Annotated in this window: 13 protein-coding genes and 2 pseudogenes; 1 reads left to right on the top strand and 14 read right to left on the bottom strand. The window is 38.9% G+C overall.

Annotation, left to right across the window (positions count from 1 at the left end; translation table 11 throughout):
- From HT711_RS10385 to HT711_RS10320, 14 genes and pseudogenes are all read right to left on the bottom strand, one after another.
- The coding region (locus tag HT711_RS10385; protein ID WP_173250137.1) for a DUF1542 domain-containing protein at positions 1-2,189 on the bottom strand (2,189 nt) is incomplete at its 3' end.
- A gap of 785 nt (positions 2,190-2,974) precedes the next feature.
- Positions 2,975-3,253 (bottom strand): hypothetical protein, encoded by a 279-nt coding sequence (locus HT711_RS10380; RefSeq protein WP_055387811.1) that lies wholly within the window; start codon positions 3,251-3,253, stop codon positions 2,975-2,977.
- 988 nt (positions 3,254-4,241) lie between these two features.
- Positions 4,242-4,664 (bottom strand): annotated as a pseudogene (locus HT711_RS10375) (hypothetical protein); the annotation flags it as partial.
- A complete protein-coding gene (locus HT711_RS10370) occupies positions 4,657-5,403 on the bottom strand; it encodes an ImmA/IrrE family metallo-endopeptidase (protein WP_338326406.1) in 747 nt (248 codons plus the stop codon). The pseudogene HT711_RS10375 and the gene HT711_RS10370, both read right to left, overlap by 8 nt.
- A gap of 12 nt (positions 5,404-5,415) precedes the next feature.
- Complete coding sequence (locus tag HT711_RS11460; protein WP_001056000.1) at positions 5,416-5,760, bottom strand: helix-turn-helix transcriptional regulator; 345 nt, start codon at positions 5,758-5,760, stop codon at positions 5,416-5,418.
- Between the two features lie 370 nt (positions 5,761-6,130).
- Positions 6,131-7,081, bottom strand: coding sequence for an N-acetylmuramoyl-L-alanine amidase family protein (locus HT711_RS10360; RefSeq protein ID WP_173250135.1), 951 nt, complete (start codon positions 7,079-7,081; stop codon positions 6,131-6,133).
- Between the two features lie 375 nt (positions 7,082-7,456).
- Positions 7,457-8,827 (bottom strand): MATE family efflux transporter, encoded by a 1,371-nt coding sequence (locus HT711_RS10355; protein ID WP_173250133.1) that lies wholly within the window; start codon positions 8,825-8,827, stop codon positions 7,457-7,459.
- A 114-nt stretch (positions 8,828-8,941) separates the two neighbouring features.
- Positions 8,942-10,108 (bottom strand): recombinase RecA, encoded by a 1,167-nt coding sequence (gene recA / locus HT711_RS10350; RefSeq protein ID WP_173250131.1) that lies wholly within the window; start codon positions 10,106-10,108, stop codon positions 8,942-8,944.
- 54 nt (positions 10,109-10,162) lie between these two features.
- Positions 10,163-11,419: a competence/damage-inducible protein A gene (locus tag HT711_RS10345; protein WP_173250129.1), complete on the bottom strand. Its 1,257-nt coding sequence runs from the start codon at positions 11,417-11,419 to the stop codon at positions 10,163-10,165.
- An 83-nt stretch (positions 11,420-11,502) separates the two neighbouring features.
- On the bottom strand, positions 11,503-12,519 hold the full coding sequence (locus HT711_RS10340) for an LCP family protein (RefSeq protein ID WP_000239274.1): 1,017 nt from the start codon (positions 12,517-12,519) through the stop codon (positions 11,503-11,505).
- A gap of 7 nt (positions 12,520-12,526) precedes the next feature.
- Positions 12,527-13,045, bottom strand: a complete 519-nt coding sequence (locus HT711_RS10335) for a GNAT family N-acetyltransferase (RefSeq protein ID WP_101781719.1) — start codon at positions 13,043-13,045, stop codon at positions 12,527-12,529.
- Positions 13,035-13,478, bottom strand: coding sequence for a tRNA (adenosine(37)-N6)-threonylcarbamoyltransferase complex ATPase subunit type 1 TsaE (gene tsaE / locus HT711_RS10330; RefSeq protein ID WP_173233572.1), 444 nt, complete (start codon positions 13,476-13,478; stop codon positions 13,035-13,037). Before tsaE ends, HT711_RS10335 begins: the two co-directional genes overlap by 11 nt.
- Before the next feature lie 189 nt (positions 13,479-13,667).
- On the bottom strand, positions 13,668-14,288 hold the full coding sequence (locus tag HT711_RS10325) for a hypothetical protein (RefSeq protein WP_049511713.1): 621 nt from the start codon (positions 14,286-14,288) through the stop codon (positions 13,668-13,670).
- Positions 14,289-14,593: 305 nt separating this feature from the next.
- A pseudogene (locus tag HT711_RS10320) lies at positions 14,594-14,962 on the bottom strand (transcriptional regulator); the annotation flags it as partial.
- Positions 14,963-15,229: 267 nt separating this feature from the next.
- On the opposite strand from HT711_RS10320, the gene HT711_RS11455 reads away from it, so the two are divergent.
- The gene (locus HT711_RS11455) at positions 15,230-15,400 is read left to right on the top strand and encodes a PhrA family quorum-sensing system peptide (RefSeq protein WP_267241016.1); all 171 of its coding nucleotides are present in this window, start codon (positions 15,230-15,232) and stop codon (positions 15,398-15,400) included.
- The last annotated feature ends 55 nt before the right edge of the window (positions 15,401-15,455 follow it).

The following is a 15,455-nucleotide window of genomic DNA, read 5'->3' as shown; positions in this document are numbered from 1 at the left end:
GCTTTCTCTTTCCCTACTGGGTTCACTCCGTTGATATTATCCAATCCCCGTTGCAAGGCATCATCCACCTCAACAAAGCTGCTGGCATTGTCAAGCTCACGTGTAGCTTGACGTGCATAGGTATCAACTTTTGCAGTAGCTCTATTTTGCTCCACTTGGGATAATTGTTTATTCTTGCTAATAGAGTCGTTTTTTACTCGTCTAGCTTGCTCTATGTCATCCTTGGCACCCTCTTTCGCCTCCTGATATGTTCTGGAATGCCACTGATTGACAAGGAACGTCCATGCACCTTCATTTCCTCTCGTACCTACAGCATAGTCAAGCTTGTTGATATCGTTATTCCCTTGAGTATCGAAAGTTATTTTGTAACTATTGTCACCATTTCCCAGCGAAAAATAATATAAATCCGAACCACTATTATTTATATGTCTAAATTTTTCATTTGATTGCTCTTGCATCGCCTGAGTCTCATTTTTTCTCTCATATGGTTGGTTGAGTCCTGCACCATGACGAGCTAAATCCTCAAAGGTTGCTACTGGTAGGCCGCTCGGACTATGCCTTCTATCGATACCAGTATTACTAACTGTTCCTTTAGTCTGATTTCCAAAGCCTGTTTCAGAGTGTTTTAGAAGGGAAAGTAAATCCCCGGCATTAGAAGATACAGCAGTGGTGCCGCCACCTTTGCGATAAATACTAATACTATCTGTACCTGGCTTGTATGCCTGCCCCGAAGGGATCGTAAACCAAACACCCGTTCCAGGTACTCCTCTATGTCCATTATTTATCTCCAACTCCCAATGGAAACCATCCTTTGTAGGAGTTACTTTTGCAAGAATATAGGTTTTTGCATGATAGACAGGATCGGTCTTTTTGTTTATCAGTCTTCTACTAGAGAAAAACACATAGGTGTATCTATCGTAGGTTTTATCTCCCGACTTACCGTTTTCAATGTAACTTTCATGTCGATCTAAGGGACTTGTCGCCCTTGCAGACCTTCCACTGTAGGTAGCATTACGAAAGTCAGAGTAGCCACCATCACGTGGTTTAGGAGTTACTCCTCCAGCTGTAGTTTCCTCACCATATTTTTCTTCCAGCACTCCTTCGATGAGGTCTCGGGATTTTTTCAGGTCGACTAGGGCAGCGGCAAAATCTTCTTGGCTGATGGTATCACCCTTAGAAAATGCTTCATTAAACTTATCAGCTGCTGCTTTTGCTGCTTGGATTTTATCTTCCGACGCTTGATTTTCTTTAAGTCGTTTGACAATAGACTCTAATTCATCTTTTAGTCCATAGACGCCGTTTTCACCTTCTGTCGTATTGGTGTAGGTTGGAAGTTCTTGTCGACTAGGCTTTTCACTAGATTCAGTTTTTTCTGAGTTACCTACAGTTTCTGGGCTCACCTGATCCACAGCTGGTGTGGCTTGGCTCAAACCACCTCTTTTACGACGCTTTCCTCCACTTCCTTGATTGGTCACAGCTCCGTCTGGTGCAGAAAGCCCATGATTTGTCAGACTTGCTTCCTCTGAGACTGTAGAGCTTGGTAGCGACGGATTCAAGGCTTGATTGACACGGCGCGTAAGTTCTTCCATAGCTCTTACTTGCTCATCAACCTGCGCTTGCGTCGCTTTTGGGTCGTCCAAAACTGCCTTAGCTGCTGCTAGACCTGCTTCCACTTCATCGTGGAGCGCTTTCATGGAGCTAAGAGTTAGTTTTTCCAACAAAGCTTGCAGATTGCCTTGGAGTGATTTAGCTTCTGTCGTTTTAGTGGCAGATGTGGGCTGGTCTTGCTCTTTTTCTCTCTCTGATTGAGAAGTTTCTTGAGCAGCTGGTTTTGCCTCTGGTTTGGTAGGAGCAAGGGCATCTGTTTCCTGCCCCTTACTAGCGTCCTCGGCTTTAGTCTCTGGAGACTTTGACTCCCCTGTAGACTGGAGCTCAGCCGACGGTTCAGTCTGAGAGACCTTCTCTGGCTCTTCCCCATCTGACTCCTGTGGTTCCCCATCTGAATTTCCAGCAGATCCAGCAACTACATCACTGGCTGTTGCCGAAGATACTGCAGGTGCCTGCGCTTGCACCCCATTTGCAAAAAACATCAGAGCCGCCACAGCAACACTAGCAGCCCCAAAATGGTATTTACGAATGGAATAACGGAAAATTTTCTCTCCATTACCATCATTCTTTTTCTTAAACATAAGTGAATCCTTTCCTCGCCTGAGAGCTTCCCCGAGCTTAGAAAGCGCGCAAAAAGCCGATAGACGATAATATATCAACTATATAGTAACACTTCTGACATACAAATCAACCCCCTCGCTGACAAGATAGAGTCAGGAAAGGCAAGAAAAAAGCGACATATATATATATATATATATATATATATGCACAGGCATATAAAACCTTTTGATACAACCTATTTTCAACAAATATACGATGGTTCTACTATGTTTATTTATGTATATCTTCTCTTGTGTCAATATTACATTATTGTTACATTTTGATTACACAAACATTTCAAAATATATGATAGAAGCCTGAGTATTTTATAGTAATTCCCTCTCTATAAACTAGGTCAACCAGTTGAGTGTGACACCCTATCCTCAGCAAAGGACTATGATCAGCATTTCCTAGCCACTAGGACGCTCCAAACCACCTATTTAAGTCCATCACTAGCTTGGTCAGTAAGATACCTACGGCAAGGCGACGCTGACGGGGTTGATGCGATTTTGGAAGAGTATAATTTTAACTTCTTATTTTTCATTCCTATTCCTTAAATAAAAAGCTCACTAAAAAAGTGAGCAACATTTCCAATGAGATACTTCTGTTGACGAGCGCGTCTCTCCGCCCCCTCATTGCCTTGCGAAGAGGCTTGGCGAATCGAAAGGAGGTGTTTTTTCCTGTTTTCAATTCTACTTATTTTTGCACATTTTTTTAATTTTATCAAACAAAAAAAACGCAAGCCGAAGCCTGCGAAAAGTTTTTTTTATAACCATTTAATTTCTTTCACATCTGTTTTACGAACTTTAGCATATTTCTTAGCGCTTGTAAAATGTAGAGTAACCGGTTTAAACACTCCACTTTTATCTCTTCGTAAACCTAAAATTGCGGATCTTTTGTTTCTATCTTCAAAAAATATGACGTCCAACTTCATAGTGTTTTTAGATAAATCTTTGGCTAGGATACAACAACTTGTTATCTTAGAATAGAAGATATCACCGATAAAACTATACAAAGATATCCTTTCTATAACATCGTTGTACATGGGATTATTTTTATATTCTTCCAAAATAAAAACACCAGCTTGAATAGCAGGTATTGTTTAACTAGCATAATCTCGTGTGATTTTGTGCAAGCCAAATAAGTGATGTAAATCAGTCAAGCAAAAATCTACTTCGAAAGTCTCTAAATGCTTATAATTCGTTGATACTTGACATGTTTTTCCATCGAATTTCTCTTGATAATCTAAAATACAATCAAGTAATTTCAACGACAAACTCCATATTTTCTCAAAATAAAAAAAGCACGGGGCAGTTCTCACTACTGCCCAAAGTGGATGATTAGAGTCGGCTTCTCTAACTCCCTATGTTGTGCTTATTAGGCTTATCGCAAGGGAACAGTTTTTAGCTCTGCCAAGCCACATAGCGTGCTTACTACTATGTGTCCATGTCTCCATGGATTGCCGAGCGGTTTAACGACGTTTTGGGAGTCGGGATAACGAGAAAAGTGATACTTTTACGTTTTTTCCAACTTAATTATGACATCTTTCTTTAAAAAAGTCAATATTTATCGCTTTCTTTAACGAAAAAAATCCCACAAGAACGAATCCTGTGGGGAGATACACATTTTAGAAAAGCTTTCCTTTATTCTACTATTTTTCTTGTATTTTATCATTCAGTATGATAAAATGCAAGTTTTTTGATAAAATAACCAAAAACTACTCGCTATCCCTTCTCACATTACCCTACATATCGTTTGACATGCGACTGATCGTTCAAGGAAACTTCAAGGACAACTTTTCTCTCATCCCCTATGTAGGTCATTTCTACTCTTATAGGCTCAATTTGACACTTTTCTCCTTCGAAGTGCTCATATGCCTCCTGAATAGTAAGTTCGATTTATCCAAATTTATTTTTGTCTATTTTGATGAACACTTCCACGAAGATAGTCTGAAAATGAATTTGCACCAATTTTCCTTTTCTTTTTAAGCATATTATTCCAGATATGATGCCATCTTGTTCAGTAATAAATTGCGCTTTAAACGCTTCAACCAGTATATCTCCTGTCGTCATATGTTCTAAAGAAAATTCTTCTACATATGGTTCAACATCTCTTAGGTTATTACTTCCTAATATCCCGTTATGCTTTTTCGCTAAGGAAATAGAAGCCGCTTCTCCCTTACCAATAACCTTGTTACTATCATGATTTCTTGTTAAATTTCTATATAATGCGTATTCCTCAGTTCCAATGTCTATGCTCACAATCTCAGCCGAACCCTTAGCTACTAACTGGTCTATCCTAGATTTTAAGTGGGGAATTGTAGGTATATTGATTTCATCATACACCTCTTGTGGAATAACAATTTTACCCGAATAGAGCTTTTCTAAAAGATGTTCAGTGCCAACCCATAAAAATGCTGAAATACAATCTGTATCAATAAATACACGACTAGTCAAACGACAACTCCCCCTCTTCATCTAGCCCATATACAATATCATATCTGAAAGCATCTAGTAGCAGTTCCTCATACTTCCCTTGCGAAATTCTGTTATTTTCTAAAAGTTGTTCAGTCGATTTAATATAGTGTCCTAATACCATTTCCTTTTTACTTTCTGACAAAGGACGATATAAACTTGTATCATAGCCTAATCTTGAAGCTGTCTCTATAACACTAATATCCATATTTTTAATTTCTTCTGCATCAAGGTATCCATCATTCCGCAATCTATATAACATAGCTTTATGACTGATACCATAAAACTGACCCAATTTTATAATATCTTCTACTTCAAGATGAGTTCTATTAGCATTTTCTCTGATTTCCTCAACCATCCTATACAGTGAAGATGGGGAAACTAAAAAATATGAAGCAAACTGATCCGCTTTTCTTTCAGTTTCATCTCCTTCACCAATCAAGATAAGACTGACTGAACTCTTCTTCACCTCATCATAATAAAGATGATACAGTTCATGTGCTAAAGAAAATCTTTGTCTTCCTAATGACATGTCTGAATTGATTACAATGAGACTTGACTGAGTTCCTTTATAACAGACTCCGCTAATATTCTTTCCGAGTCCATAAAATACCAGCGTCAAATTCTCTATCTTTTGTACCAATTTAAAAATATCTATCGGCGCTTCACCGTCAGCTCCCAACTTTTTTCTAAGATTTGAAGCTTTATTACTTAAATCCATTTTATCAATCATTTATTTTGTCTCCAATAGCTGATCTATCTCAAATTGATTCAATACAATTTTATTGATTTTCGCTAAAACTTTAAGATCTTGGTCTACTATTTTATTTTTTCTAAACGATATGACACACTGTTGTTCAGCTTGTTCGCCAAACAAAAGATATTCAACCGTACAGCAAAACAGGGCAGATAGTTTCTCAATAACATCCGACGTGATATTCCTTTCACCTTTTTCCATTTTGGCAATCATACTTTGATTCAAAGACAAATATTCAGCAATCTTATCTTGAGTAAGATTTGAAGATATTCTAAGTTCTTTTATTCTTTTTCCAACATCACATACATTTATCATATTCATACACCTCTCATAAAAAGAATAGCACACCCTTGTCATAAAGTCAATTTTTTAAATACAAAAAATATGACAAAACGAGGAAGCAATTTATTGATGTTGCTTAAAAATCCAAAATTGATGATAGTAAACCTATTTGATGAGTTCCTATCAAAAATCATATCTTCAACCTCAAAACAGTACTTAAAGCTATCCGACTCGGTTTACATTGTCAAATTTAGATTTTATTTGAGCATAACTTTCTAGTTTGCTTTTTGATTTTTATTTAATATAGTAGCAAAAATTGAAGGAAATATCTCCACAAGAAAACGCATACTATTAAGCTTTTTCAAGACCTAATAATATGCGCTGTTCTGATTTGAAAGACATTCCATTATTATTTTACTGTTATCAAGCCTTCAGGCTCGACTGTAAATTCTGGTTTTTCTGCTATCGTACCATCTTCTTTAAGGTAATACCAGCCATCATTTGATTTGACAAAGGCATTGGAAACCATATCCCCATTTTGACTATCAAGATAGTACCAAGTCTCCTTGTATTTGATCCAGCCTGTTTTCATGGCGCCCTCTGTGTCAAAATAATACCACTTCTCAGCGATTTTCTTCCAGCCTGTAGCCATTTCTCCTGACTGGTCAAACCAGTACCAGTTGCCGTCTGTGTGCTTCTTCCAGCGGTCTGCAAGCATATAGCCTGAACCGTCAAAGTAATACCAGGTACCATTGACTTTCTCAAACTTATCTTTTGGATAAGAGCCGTCTGAGTGTACATACCAGGTACCAGTATCGTTCTGTTGCCATCCTGCTTCAATCGTCAAGCCGTTTTCAATATCCTGCTTGAATTGCTCACGGCTAATACCCCATTTGGCAAGATAAGGATAGGGGTCAATGTGATCTGAGTTGTTGTCAGGTTGGTTATTGGTGCAATATTCGTGTGTCTTGATACCTGCCAAGTCGTCTGTATCAAGTGTTTTCGGTATCCCAGCCTCGTCTGCTAGATTACGTAAGAGTTCGATATAGAGACGATAGTCAATCAGAAACTCTTCTTTTGATTCATGGCTTTCAATCAGTTCAACTTGTGCATAACCTTCTGCATTCCAACCGCCCCCAACGTCCCAGGCACCATTATCAACAGGTCCTACCTGCATAACACGACCATTACCGACTACGTGAGAAAAGAAGCCCAATTCAGGATCTTTTCTGTAATGGTAGTCAGCCTCATTTTGCACCGTTGAGTTGCGGTTGCCTGTGGAATGGGCATGGACTTGCCTATATGGTTGCACCCCGACTTGAGGCAAATCTGTTCTTAATTTACTCACATCAATTTCCATATTCTACTCCTTATCAATTAAAACAACTTATTTTTTACAATCCAGAGCTAGAAACTCCTTTATTTCTACCTTACAAAGAAGACAATCCTAGTCACGATTAGGCTTGTAGATAGAACTTCAAAACGCACTATTTTGACACTGTAAATAGGACTGATAAGGTTTGCATTCTATCTACAATAACACCCCAGACTAAAAAGCTTTTCAAAAGTATATTTTTACAGTCTCTATATGTCCTTTTCATAAATACTATACTTTATTATATCATATAAAAGAAGTCAAAAGTATATTAAACTATTTTCAAGACCAAACTAAAGATGACAGCACAAGTTTTTTCGATTTTCACTAGAGGAAATAGATTTTATTCAGTAAATCAAGCTAGGATGACACTTTTGTTGCCAAGATGGCCTTCCCTTCTTTTATCAAGGGGTGACGGAAAAGCGAAAAGTACAGTTGAACTGTCATGGCAACCCAGATAAGGGGTTCACAAAGAATAACTCCTCTATAGCCTGCCCAAGGGATAATCATGACCACAAAAGCGATTTTCCCGATTAGTTCAATAAAGCTGGAAACCAGAGGAAGGATCTTTTGCCCCAAGCCCTGCAAACAATTACGATAAATCAACAAGAGACTCAAAATAGGATAGAAGGCTGAACTAATTTGCAGGTAGAGACTTCCATTTTCTACCAAATAGCTATCCATCGAACTGGCCAAGAAGGAAACCAAGGTAGGACTGGCAAAAAAGAGGAAGATACAAACAAAAACTGCCCAGGATATACTTAAACGACTGCCGATTCGAAGGCCTTGAACAATACGGTCTGGGCGCTTAGCTCCTAAATTCTGAGAAGCAAAGGTCGTCATCGAGGCAGAAATAGCGGTCATAGGAAGGAGGGCGAAGGCCATAATGCGGCGAGCCGCCGTTTGAGCACTAATAATCACTGCGCCAAAGGTATTGACAGAAGACTGTAAAATCACACTGCCGATGGACACAATCGAACTCATCAAGCCCATAGCCAAACCTTGCTCCAAGAGATCTGCGTACAAGGCCTTATCCCATTTGAAATGCTTGCGCTGAGGCAAAAGTTCTGGCACACTCTTACGGATATAATAAAAGCAAAGAACCGCTGATAAGCCCTGCGAAATGATGGTAGCAAGGCCCGCAGATTGAACCCCCAGTTGCAGTTGCGTAATGAAATAGAGATCCAAAACCACATTGACCAGAGCAGAGAAAATCAGAAAACCAAGCGCAGCTAAACTGTCTCCAATAGACCGCAACAAGCCTGCAAAGAGATTATAGGCAAAGCTGACACCGACACAGGTCACAATCATAGAAATATATTGATAGGATTGGGGAAGGATTTCTGCAGGGGTATCTAGGTATTGCAAGAGTGGATACAATCCAAGAAAGCCCAGCAGCATCACTACAATACTCAAAAGAGCACCTAAAATCCAGGTAGCTGCTACTGCTTCCTTGATTTTTGTGAAATTCCGAGCCCCGTAATAACGGGCAATAACAATTCCCATGCCATTGCCAACACCAAGAGTAAAACCTACAATCAGGTCAAAAATGGCAGTTGTCGCCCCTACTGCAGCCAAGGAATCTTGACCAAGAAAACGCCCAACAATCAAGACATCAGCAGTGTTATAGAGTTGCTGAAAGATATTAGACAGCAAGATTGGGAAGGCAAAACTCACAAGCGAGGGAAGAATAGGACCATGAATCAGGTCCACTGTTCGTTTTTTATTCATAAGGCTATTATATCAGCTTTCTAGCAGAGCGACAAGAAACAGCAAACTATAGGAAATCTGAAATCTTGAACAAAGAATCGAAAAAGCAGTGGATTTCTCCACTACTTGGACAGCTTATTCTTCAATTTCGATTTCAAGTTCATCGCCTAGGTCAAGCGTAACCTCTTCATTCACAGAATCTGCTTGAACTGCTTCTTCTTTTTTAGCTTCAACACCTTCTACAGAAGCTTCTTCTCCATCAATCAAGCCAAATTTAGAACGGACTTGCTTATCAATTTCATCAAAGATTTCTGTGTGCTCTGCCAAGTATTTCTTAGCATTCTCAGAACCTTGCCCGATTTTTTCATCCTTGTAAGAATACCAAGCCCCTGCTTTTTTGATAATATCCAAATCGCTTGCAATCTTCAAAAGCTCACCAGTCTTAGAAATTCCTTCTCCGTACATAATTTCAACTACGGCTTCCTTAAACGGTGGAGCTACCTTATTTTTTACAACCTTAATCTTAGTTTCTTTACCAACATTGGTTTCTTTTTGGTCACCAGTTCCCTTAATTTGTGTATTACCACGAACATCCAAACGCACTGAAGCATAGAATTTCAGAGCACGTCCACCAGGTGTTGTTTCTGGATTTCCAAACATGACTCCAACTTTTTCACGCAATTGGTTGATAAAGATGGCAATTGTTTTGGTTTTATTGATAGAGGCGCCAAGTTTACGCATGGCCTGGCTCATCATACGAGCCTGCAAACCAACGTGGTTATCTCCTATATCTCCATCAATTTCCGCACGAGGGACAAGGGCAGCAACTGAGTCGACTACGACAAGATCAACTGCACCTGAATCAATCAATTTTCCTGCAATCTCAAGACCTTGCTCTCCTGAGTCTGGTTGGGACAAGAGCAATTCGTCAATATTGACACCAAGAGCCGCAGCATAAGCTGGATCGAGGGCATGTTCCGCATCGATAAAGGCTGCAATCCCACCTTCTTTTTGCGCTTGTGCAACTGCATGAAGGGCAACCGTTGTCTTACCAGATGACTCTGGTCCATAGATTTCGATGATACGTCCCTTAGGATAACCACCTGAACCAAGGGCAATGTCAAGAGCCAAAGAACCTGAGCTCATCACTTGCACCTTTTGCTCGGCACGTTCACCCAAACGCATGATGGATCCTTTACCAAAGTCTTTCTCAATCAATTTAAGAGCGTCATTCAAGGCTTTTTCACGTTCTGCCCCAAATTTTTTTGAAATTTCTTCTAATTTTTTTGGTTTTTTCGCCATTCTATTCTCCTACATTCTAATGATCCTCAGACCTATCTACTATTATATCAAAAGTTAGTCACTTAATAAAGCCTTGCGAACTAGGTTAAAGGCATGCATAACCGCAATGTGACGTACATCTGCTCTACTTCTGCCTCCAATATTCACCTTGATAACCTCAGTTCCTTGCTCTTGAGCCAAGCCTATGAAGACTGTCCCAGCTGGGTATCCTTCTAGGCTATCTGGTCCTGCCACTCCAGTCAAACTAATTCCAAAATCAGACTGGGTCTTACTTCGTGCCTGCTCAGCCATCTTCTGAGCTGTAAATTCAGACACCACACCATGTTCTTCCAAATCCTTGACAGGAATATCCAACATGTTTGATTTTTTCTCCAAGCTATAGGTCACAAAACCACCCTTAAATATACTGGAAGCACCAGAAAAATCTGCTAGACTAGCTTGGAAAAGACCCGCCGTCAAACTCTCTGCAGCCGTGATGGTTTTCCCTTGTTTTTTCAGTTCCTCTATCACAATGCTGGCTAAACTAGTTTCTTCCCCATAACCATAGCAAAGTTCTCGTAAACAAATTCCTTCAAAGGTCTGGCGATCCAAGATTTGGTTTTCTAAGATATCCAGCACTTGATTCGCTTCTTCTTGACTGCTAGCCTTTGTTGACAGACGCAAGGTTACCTCTCCTGTCTTGGCATAAGGTGCCAAGGTAGGATCGGTCTGATTATCAATCAAATCAGCCAAAATCGTAACCAACTGGCTCTCGCCAATCCCAAAGAAACGAAGAACTCGGGAATATAGCTTGCTTCCTGTCATTAACTTGGGTAGAAGGTGGTTTAAGACCATAGGTTTCAATTCACTTGGTGGACCTGGAAGGACAACGTAGGTCACTCCATCGACTTCCAATATTCCTCCCACAGCCAGTCCTGTTTCGTTTGGCAGTGGAGTCGCTCCTTCTACAATTTGAGCTTGTCTTTCGTTATTCGGTGTTCGGGCATAGTCTGGTCTCTGGGCAAAAAAGACATCCAACTTCTCCTGTGCCTGAGAGTCAAAGACTAATTCTTTCCCTAAAAATTTAGCCAGAGTTTGTTTGGTCAAATCGTCCTCAGTTGGCCCCAAACCGCCTGTCAAAATCACCAGACTGCTACGTTGACTGGCAATCTCAAGTAAAGACAAGAGACGAGCTTCATTGTCTCCTACAGCCGTTTGAAAATAAATATCTACCCCAATCTCTGCTAGTTTTTCCGATAAAAACTGGGCATTGGTGTTGACAATCTGTCCTGTCAAAATCTCTGTTCCAACAGCAATGATTTCTGCTTTCATGTTTCCTCCTACCTATCTATTCGTATTTTTTTGAAAAAATCGCAGGAAATTTCCTACGATTGATTTTTTATTTGTATCAAAAGTTAATTATCTTCATCACCAACAGGTGCTCTGCCAAATAAATCTTCAAATAAGACCGCATTGGTTTCAAGCTGAGTGACTTCTTCTTGTCCCAAAGAACGTCGGAGTAGATTTTGCATTTCCAACATATGTGCTCTCGAAACAATCTGGTAAGAAACACCTTGAAGCATCTCTCCTTCACCCTGCAACTGCTGAGTTTCAATGGTTTTAAATGAATCTTTATAGCCTAGCAAGTTAGGGATACTTTTTGCAGACAAATCAATATTGGTCTGCATATTGTCACTCAAAGCTTTTAGAATCTCTTGATAATGACCAACGCTATTTAAACTGAGGGCTTTTTCCATGACTTTTTGAATAACTTCACGTTGACGTTTTTGACGACCATAATCCCCCTCAGGATCTTGGTAACGCATTCGTGCATAGACTAGGGCTTCTTCTCCCCCAATATGTTGCTCCCCAACACCGATAGAAATGGTATTAAATTCTTCTTGGTCACTGATAGAAATTGGGAAACCTAGGGTATTATTGACTGTAATACCACCTACTGCATCCACTAGTTTTTGCAACCCTTTCATATTGACCATCACATAGCGATCAATATGGATATTCATCATTTTTTGAATGGTTTCTATAGCAAGCTCTGCTCCACCATCTGCATATGCTGAATTCAGTTTCGCTTCATGAGCCTGACCATTCCCTGATTCAATGCGCGTCAGAATATCCCGCTCTAAACTCATCATCGTTGTTTTTTTCGTTTTAGGATTCACTGTCATCAAGATCATGCTATCACTTCTACCGACCCAAGTTTCAGTTCGTTCAGCATTTCCGGTGTCCACTCCCATTAACAGAATGGTCAAAGGTTCAGTTGCTTCGATAACCTTGGTTTCTTCGCCGATTTTTTTATAGGTTTTAGCTAAGGTTTCTGTCCCTTGTTGATAAATAGTATAAGCAAAAATACCTGCTCCTACTACAGTTACAGAAAGTAAAGCTAGCACCATTCCAATAATTTTTTTAACCATATTTCTACTAATCGATCAGTTTACCCATCAAGTAAACATCGATAAATTTCCCTTCTTCTATATATGCCCCACGCTCTTGGCGACCTTCAATGACAAAGCCATGCTTTTGATACAGATGAACTGCAGCTTGATTACGAGTTTGGACAGTCAGTTGGAGACGACGCAGAATGCCACTTGCTTGTGCCCACTCTATCGCTTCTTCTAGCAACAAACTTCCCAAGCCATTATTCCAATATCTTTTCCCAATCACAATGAAGAGATCTCCAATATGACGGACTCTCTTACGCTGGTCAGCTGTAATATTTACAATACCAGCAATTTTATCATTTAAGAATGCAAGTAAGGTTATCTGATTGTCCGAACTAGCTTGCTTGTTGAGGAATATTTCCATCTCCTCACTGGTCAAGAGAATACCATCTCTGTCTAGGCTGGTAAAATCTGTCTCCAAACTTACACGATTTAAAAAAGCCACTAATTCAGCTGCATCTTTGGGCTCTGCTTCCCTAATGAGCAATTCATACTCCATGTCGAAGCTCCTCTAAGAGTTTCTCAGCACGCAAACCCTTTGCCTGAAAATTTAAACGACGTCCATCTGCTTCTTTTAGAATTTCCAATTCTAAATAAGTATCTGGCAAGGCATCTCCTAAGAGATTTCCCCACTCAATAACAGTCACGCCTCCACCAAAGAGAAATTCATCCAAATCAATAGAATCCGCATCTCCTCCAATACGATAAACATCTAAATGGTAAAGCGGAAGACGCCCCTCATACTCTCTTACGATAGTATAGGTGGGACTTTTAATCATTTGAGAAATCTGTAATCCTTTTGCAAGTCCTTTAGTAAAGGTCGTTTTACCTGCACCCAGTTCTCCAGTTAAGATTAAAACATCATTCTTTTCTAATAAATGACCCAAACGCTCCCCTAAGGCTTGCAGTTCTTCTTCATTTTTTGTGTACATATTCTTATTATACCAAAAACTTTTCTTTTGTGTCTATTTTCCTGCTAAACTTATACTCAATGAAAATCAAAGAGCAAACTAGGAAGCTAGCCGCAGGCTGTACTTGAGTACGGCAAGGCGACGCTGACGTAGTTTGAAGAGATTTTCGAAGAGTATTACCATCATAACATCCATAAAAACAAGCCTTCTCTAAAAGAAAATGAGCGTAGCAATGACCAATACAAGATCTCGGAAAATATGACCATAAAAGGAAACTTCCTTCTTAACAGAATTTGGGACAAGATAGGCTGCAAAAAACAAACCCAGTCCAATATAAATCAGAAGAGAGACAATGGTCATTGGATTTCTTAAGAAGAGAAGTGTTGCTAAAATAGTCACCAACACTGTCTTTTTTCTGTCTAGCATAGCAAGCAAATCGCGCATGTATTTTTTCAAGGGTAAAAAAATCAGCAAATCTAGTCCAAATAGGAAAAAGAAGGATGGCAATAAAAAGTCAACTAATTCTTGCTGCAGAGTATTTTTGATGAACAAGTTATCTGACAGGACAAGAACAGCTCCTAACAAATTAATTAAGAGCAGGATACTGTAAAAAAGCTTCACTGACCGCTTACTGGCTAGGACACTGTGGACTTCTTGCTTACGGGTATAAAGATAATTTACTCCAGCACAGATTCCTGAAACGAAAACCATACTTCCGATGAAAAAAGCTGTACTTTGTTTAAAGGACAAGATGCATTCCTTCCATAGGAAACAGCTACTCAAACTGATTTGAATTAAAGCTAACAAAAATAAGATTCTCATTGATTTCATCTTTTCTCTCCCTTCCTACCAATCATTATACTAGGAGAAAAGAGAGAACTGCTTCTAATCTTCTCAAATGTCTTTTTAAGACGCTAAACAAACATGAGAGACTAATACTCAATGAAAATCAAAGAGCAATCTAGGAAGCTAGCCGCAGGTTGCTCAAAACACTGTTTTGTGATTGCAGATAGAGCTGACGTGGTTTGAAGAGATTTTGGAAGAATATAAACTTGAAATAAGGCTGATAGTATTCATTTCACTATCAGCCTTACAGGTTATTTAACGTTTCAGAAAAACTATAATGTCAAGATTAACTAAACAGTATCTAATTCCTTCAAATAATTTTCTATCTTCATCAACATTAAAGGATTGTTATAAATCTTACATAACTCTCTTGCTTCTATATAATAATTTTTGACTTGTTCTTTGTCTAGAAATTTAGCTCCAGCATTTCCTACAAGAATAAGTAGAGGAGCCAGTTGGTAGCTTGTCTGTCTTTGTTTACAGAGTTCAATCGTCTCAAGAGCTTCTTGGATGGCTTCGTTATATTTTTCCTTTGATACTAGGTAGTGAGCGTAGTTGTAACGAACTCTGATGTAGCCAAATAAAAACTCTTGATGCTCAAAATTTTTTGTCTGATATAACTCCATTAAATGAAAGTAGTTTACCTCATATTCTTGTTCACAAATTCCTTCTGCAAGAGTTTGTTGGGAGAGTCTCAACTCTTTTCTTTTCAATCTGAATTTTTCAGCTAATGTAGTCATAAAAACAAAAAACCTTCCTAATTTATATTTGTCAATTATATATCATTTAGTTAAAGACGGCAAATATTTGCTCGATAAAATTACAAATAGAAATAATAAAAAAAGTTCAAAATATAATAAAAATACTTGACTGAATAATATACATATGTTAAAATAAAAACAAGGAAACAGAAAGGGGTTTCACGAATAAAGAAAAATCGTGGAATTCAAAAATTAGCTATATTAGTATTACTAGGTGTTTTTACGTTTAGTAACACAATTCCTTACCAACAGTTTGTTCAGAAGAATAAACGATTGGAGATTCGAGTGCAATTACAAAAGAATTCCAATGGTCTTGATGTTGGGAAGGCAGATTGATTTCGTATTACTTTAAAATTCAACTATTTAGAGAAAGGTATTCTTATGAGAGCTT

The organism is Streptococcus sp. 1032 (assembly GCF_013277015.1).
Lineage (GTDB): Bacteria > Bacillota > Bacilli > Lactobacillales > Streptococcaceae > Streptococcus.
This window is presented reverse-complemented; position numbering and strand designations above follow the sequence as displayed.

Bases quoted from the DNA above. Each gene is read 5' to 3' on its own strand.
- HT711_RS10380 (WP_055387811.1), bottom strand. From the start codon at position 3,253: ATGTACAACGATGTTATAGAAAGGATATCTTTGTATAGTTTTATCGGT.
- HT711_RS10370 (WP_338326406.1), bottom strand. From the start codon at position 5,403: ATGGATTTAAGTAATAAAGCTTCAAATCTTAGAAAAAAGTTGGGAGCT.
- HT711_RS11460 (WP_001056000.1), bottom strand. From the start codon at position 5,760: ATGAATATGATAAATGTATGTGATGTTGGAAAAAGAATAAAAGAACTT.
- HT711_RS10360 (WP_173250135.1), bottom strand. From the start codon at position 7,081: ATGGAAATTGATGTGAGTAAATTAAGAACAGATTTGCCTCAAGTCGGG.
- HT711_RS10355 (WP_173250133.1), bottom strand. From the start codon at position 8,827: ATGAATAAAAAACGAACAGTGGACCTGATTCATGGTCCTATTCTTCCC.
- recA (WP_173250131.1), bottom strand. From the start codon at position 10,108: ATGGCGAAAAAACCAAAAAAATTAGAAGAAATTTCAAAAAAATTTGGG.
- HT711_RS10345 (WP_173250129.1), bottom strand. From the start codon at position 11,419: ATGAAAGCAGAAATCATTGCTGTTGGAACAGAGATTTTGACAGGACAG.
- HT711_RS10340 (WP_000239274.1), bottom strand. From the start codon at position 12,519: ATGGTTAAAAAAATTATTGGAATGGTGCTAGCTTTACTTTCTGTAACT.
- HT711_RS10335 (WP_101781719.1), bottom strand. From the start codon at position 13,045: ATGGAGTATGAATTGCTCATTAGGGAAGCAGAGCCCAAAGATGCAGCT.
- tsaE (WP_173233572.1), bottom strand. From the start codon at position 13,478: ATGTACACAAAAAATGAAGAAGAACTGCAAGCCTTAGGGGAGCGTTTG.
- HT711_RS10325 (WP_049511713.1), bottom strand. From the start codon at position 14,288: ATGAAATCAATGAGAATCTTATTTTTGTTAGCTTTAATTCAAATCAGT.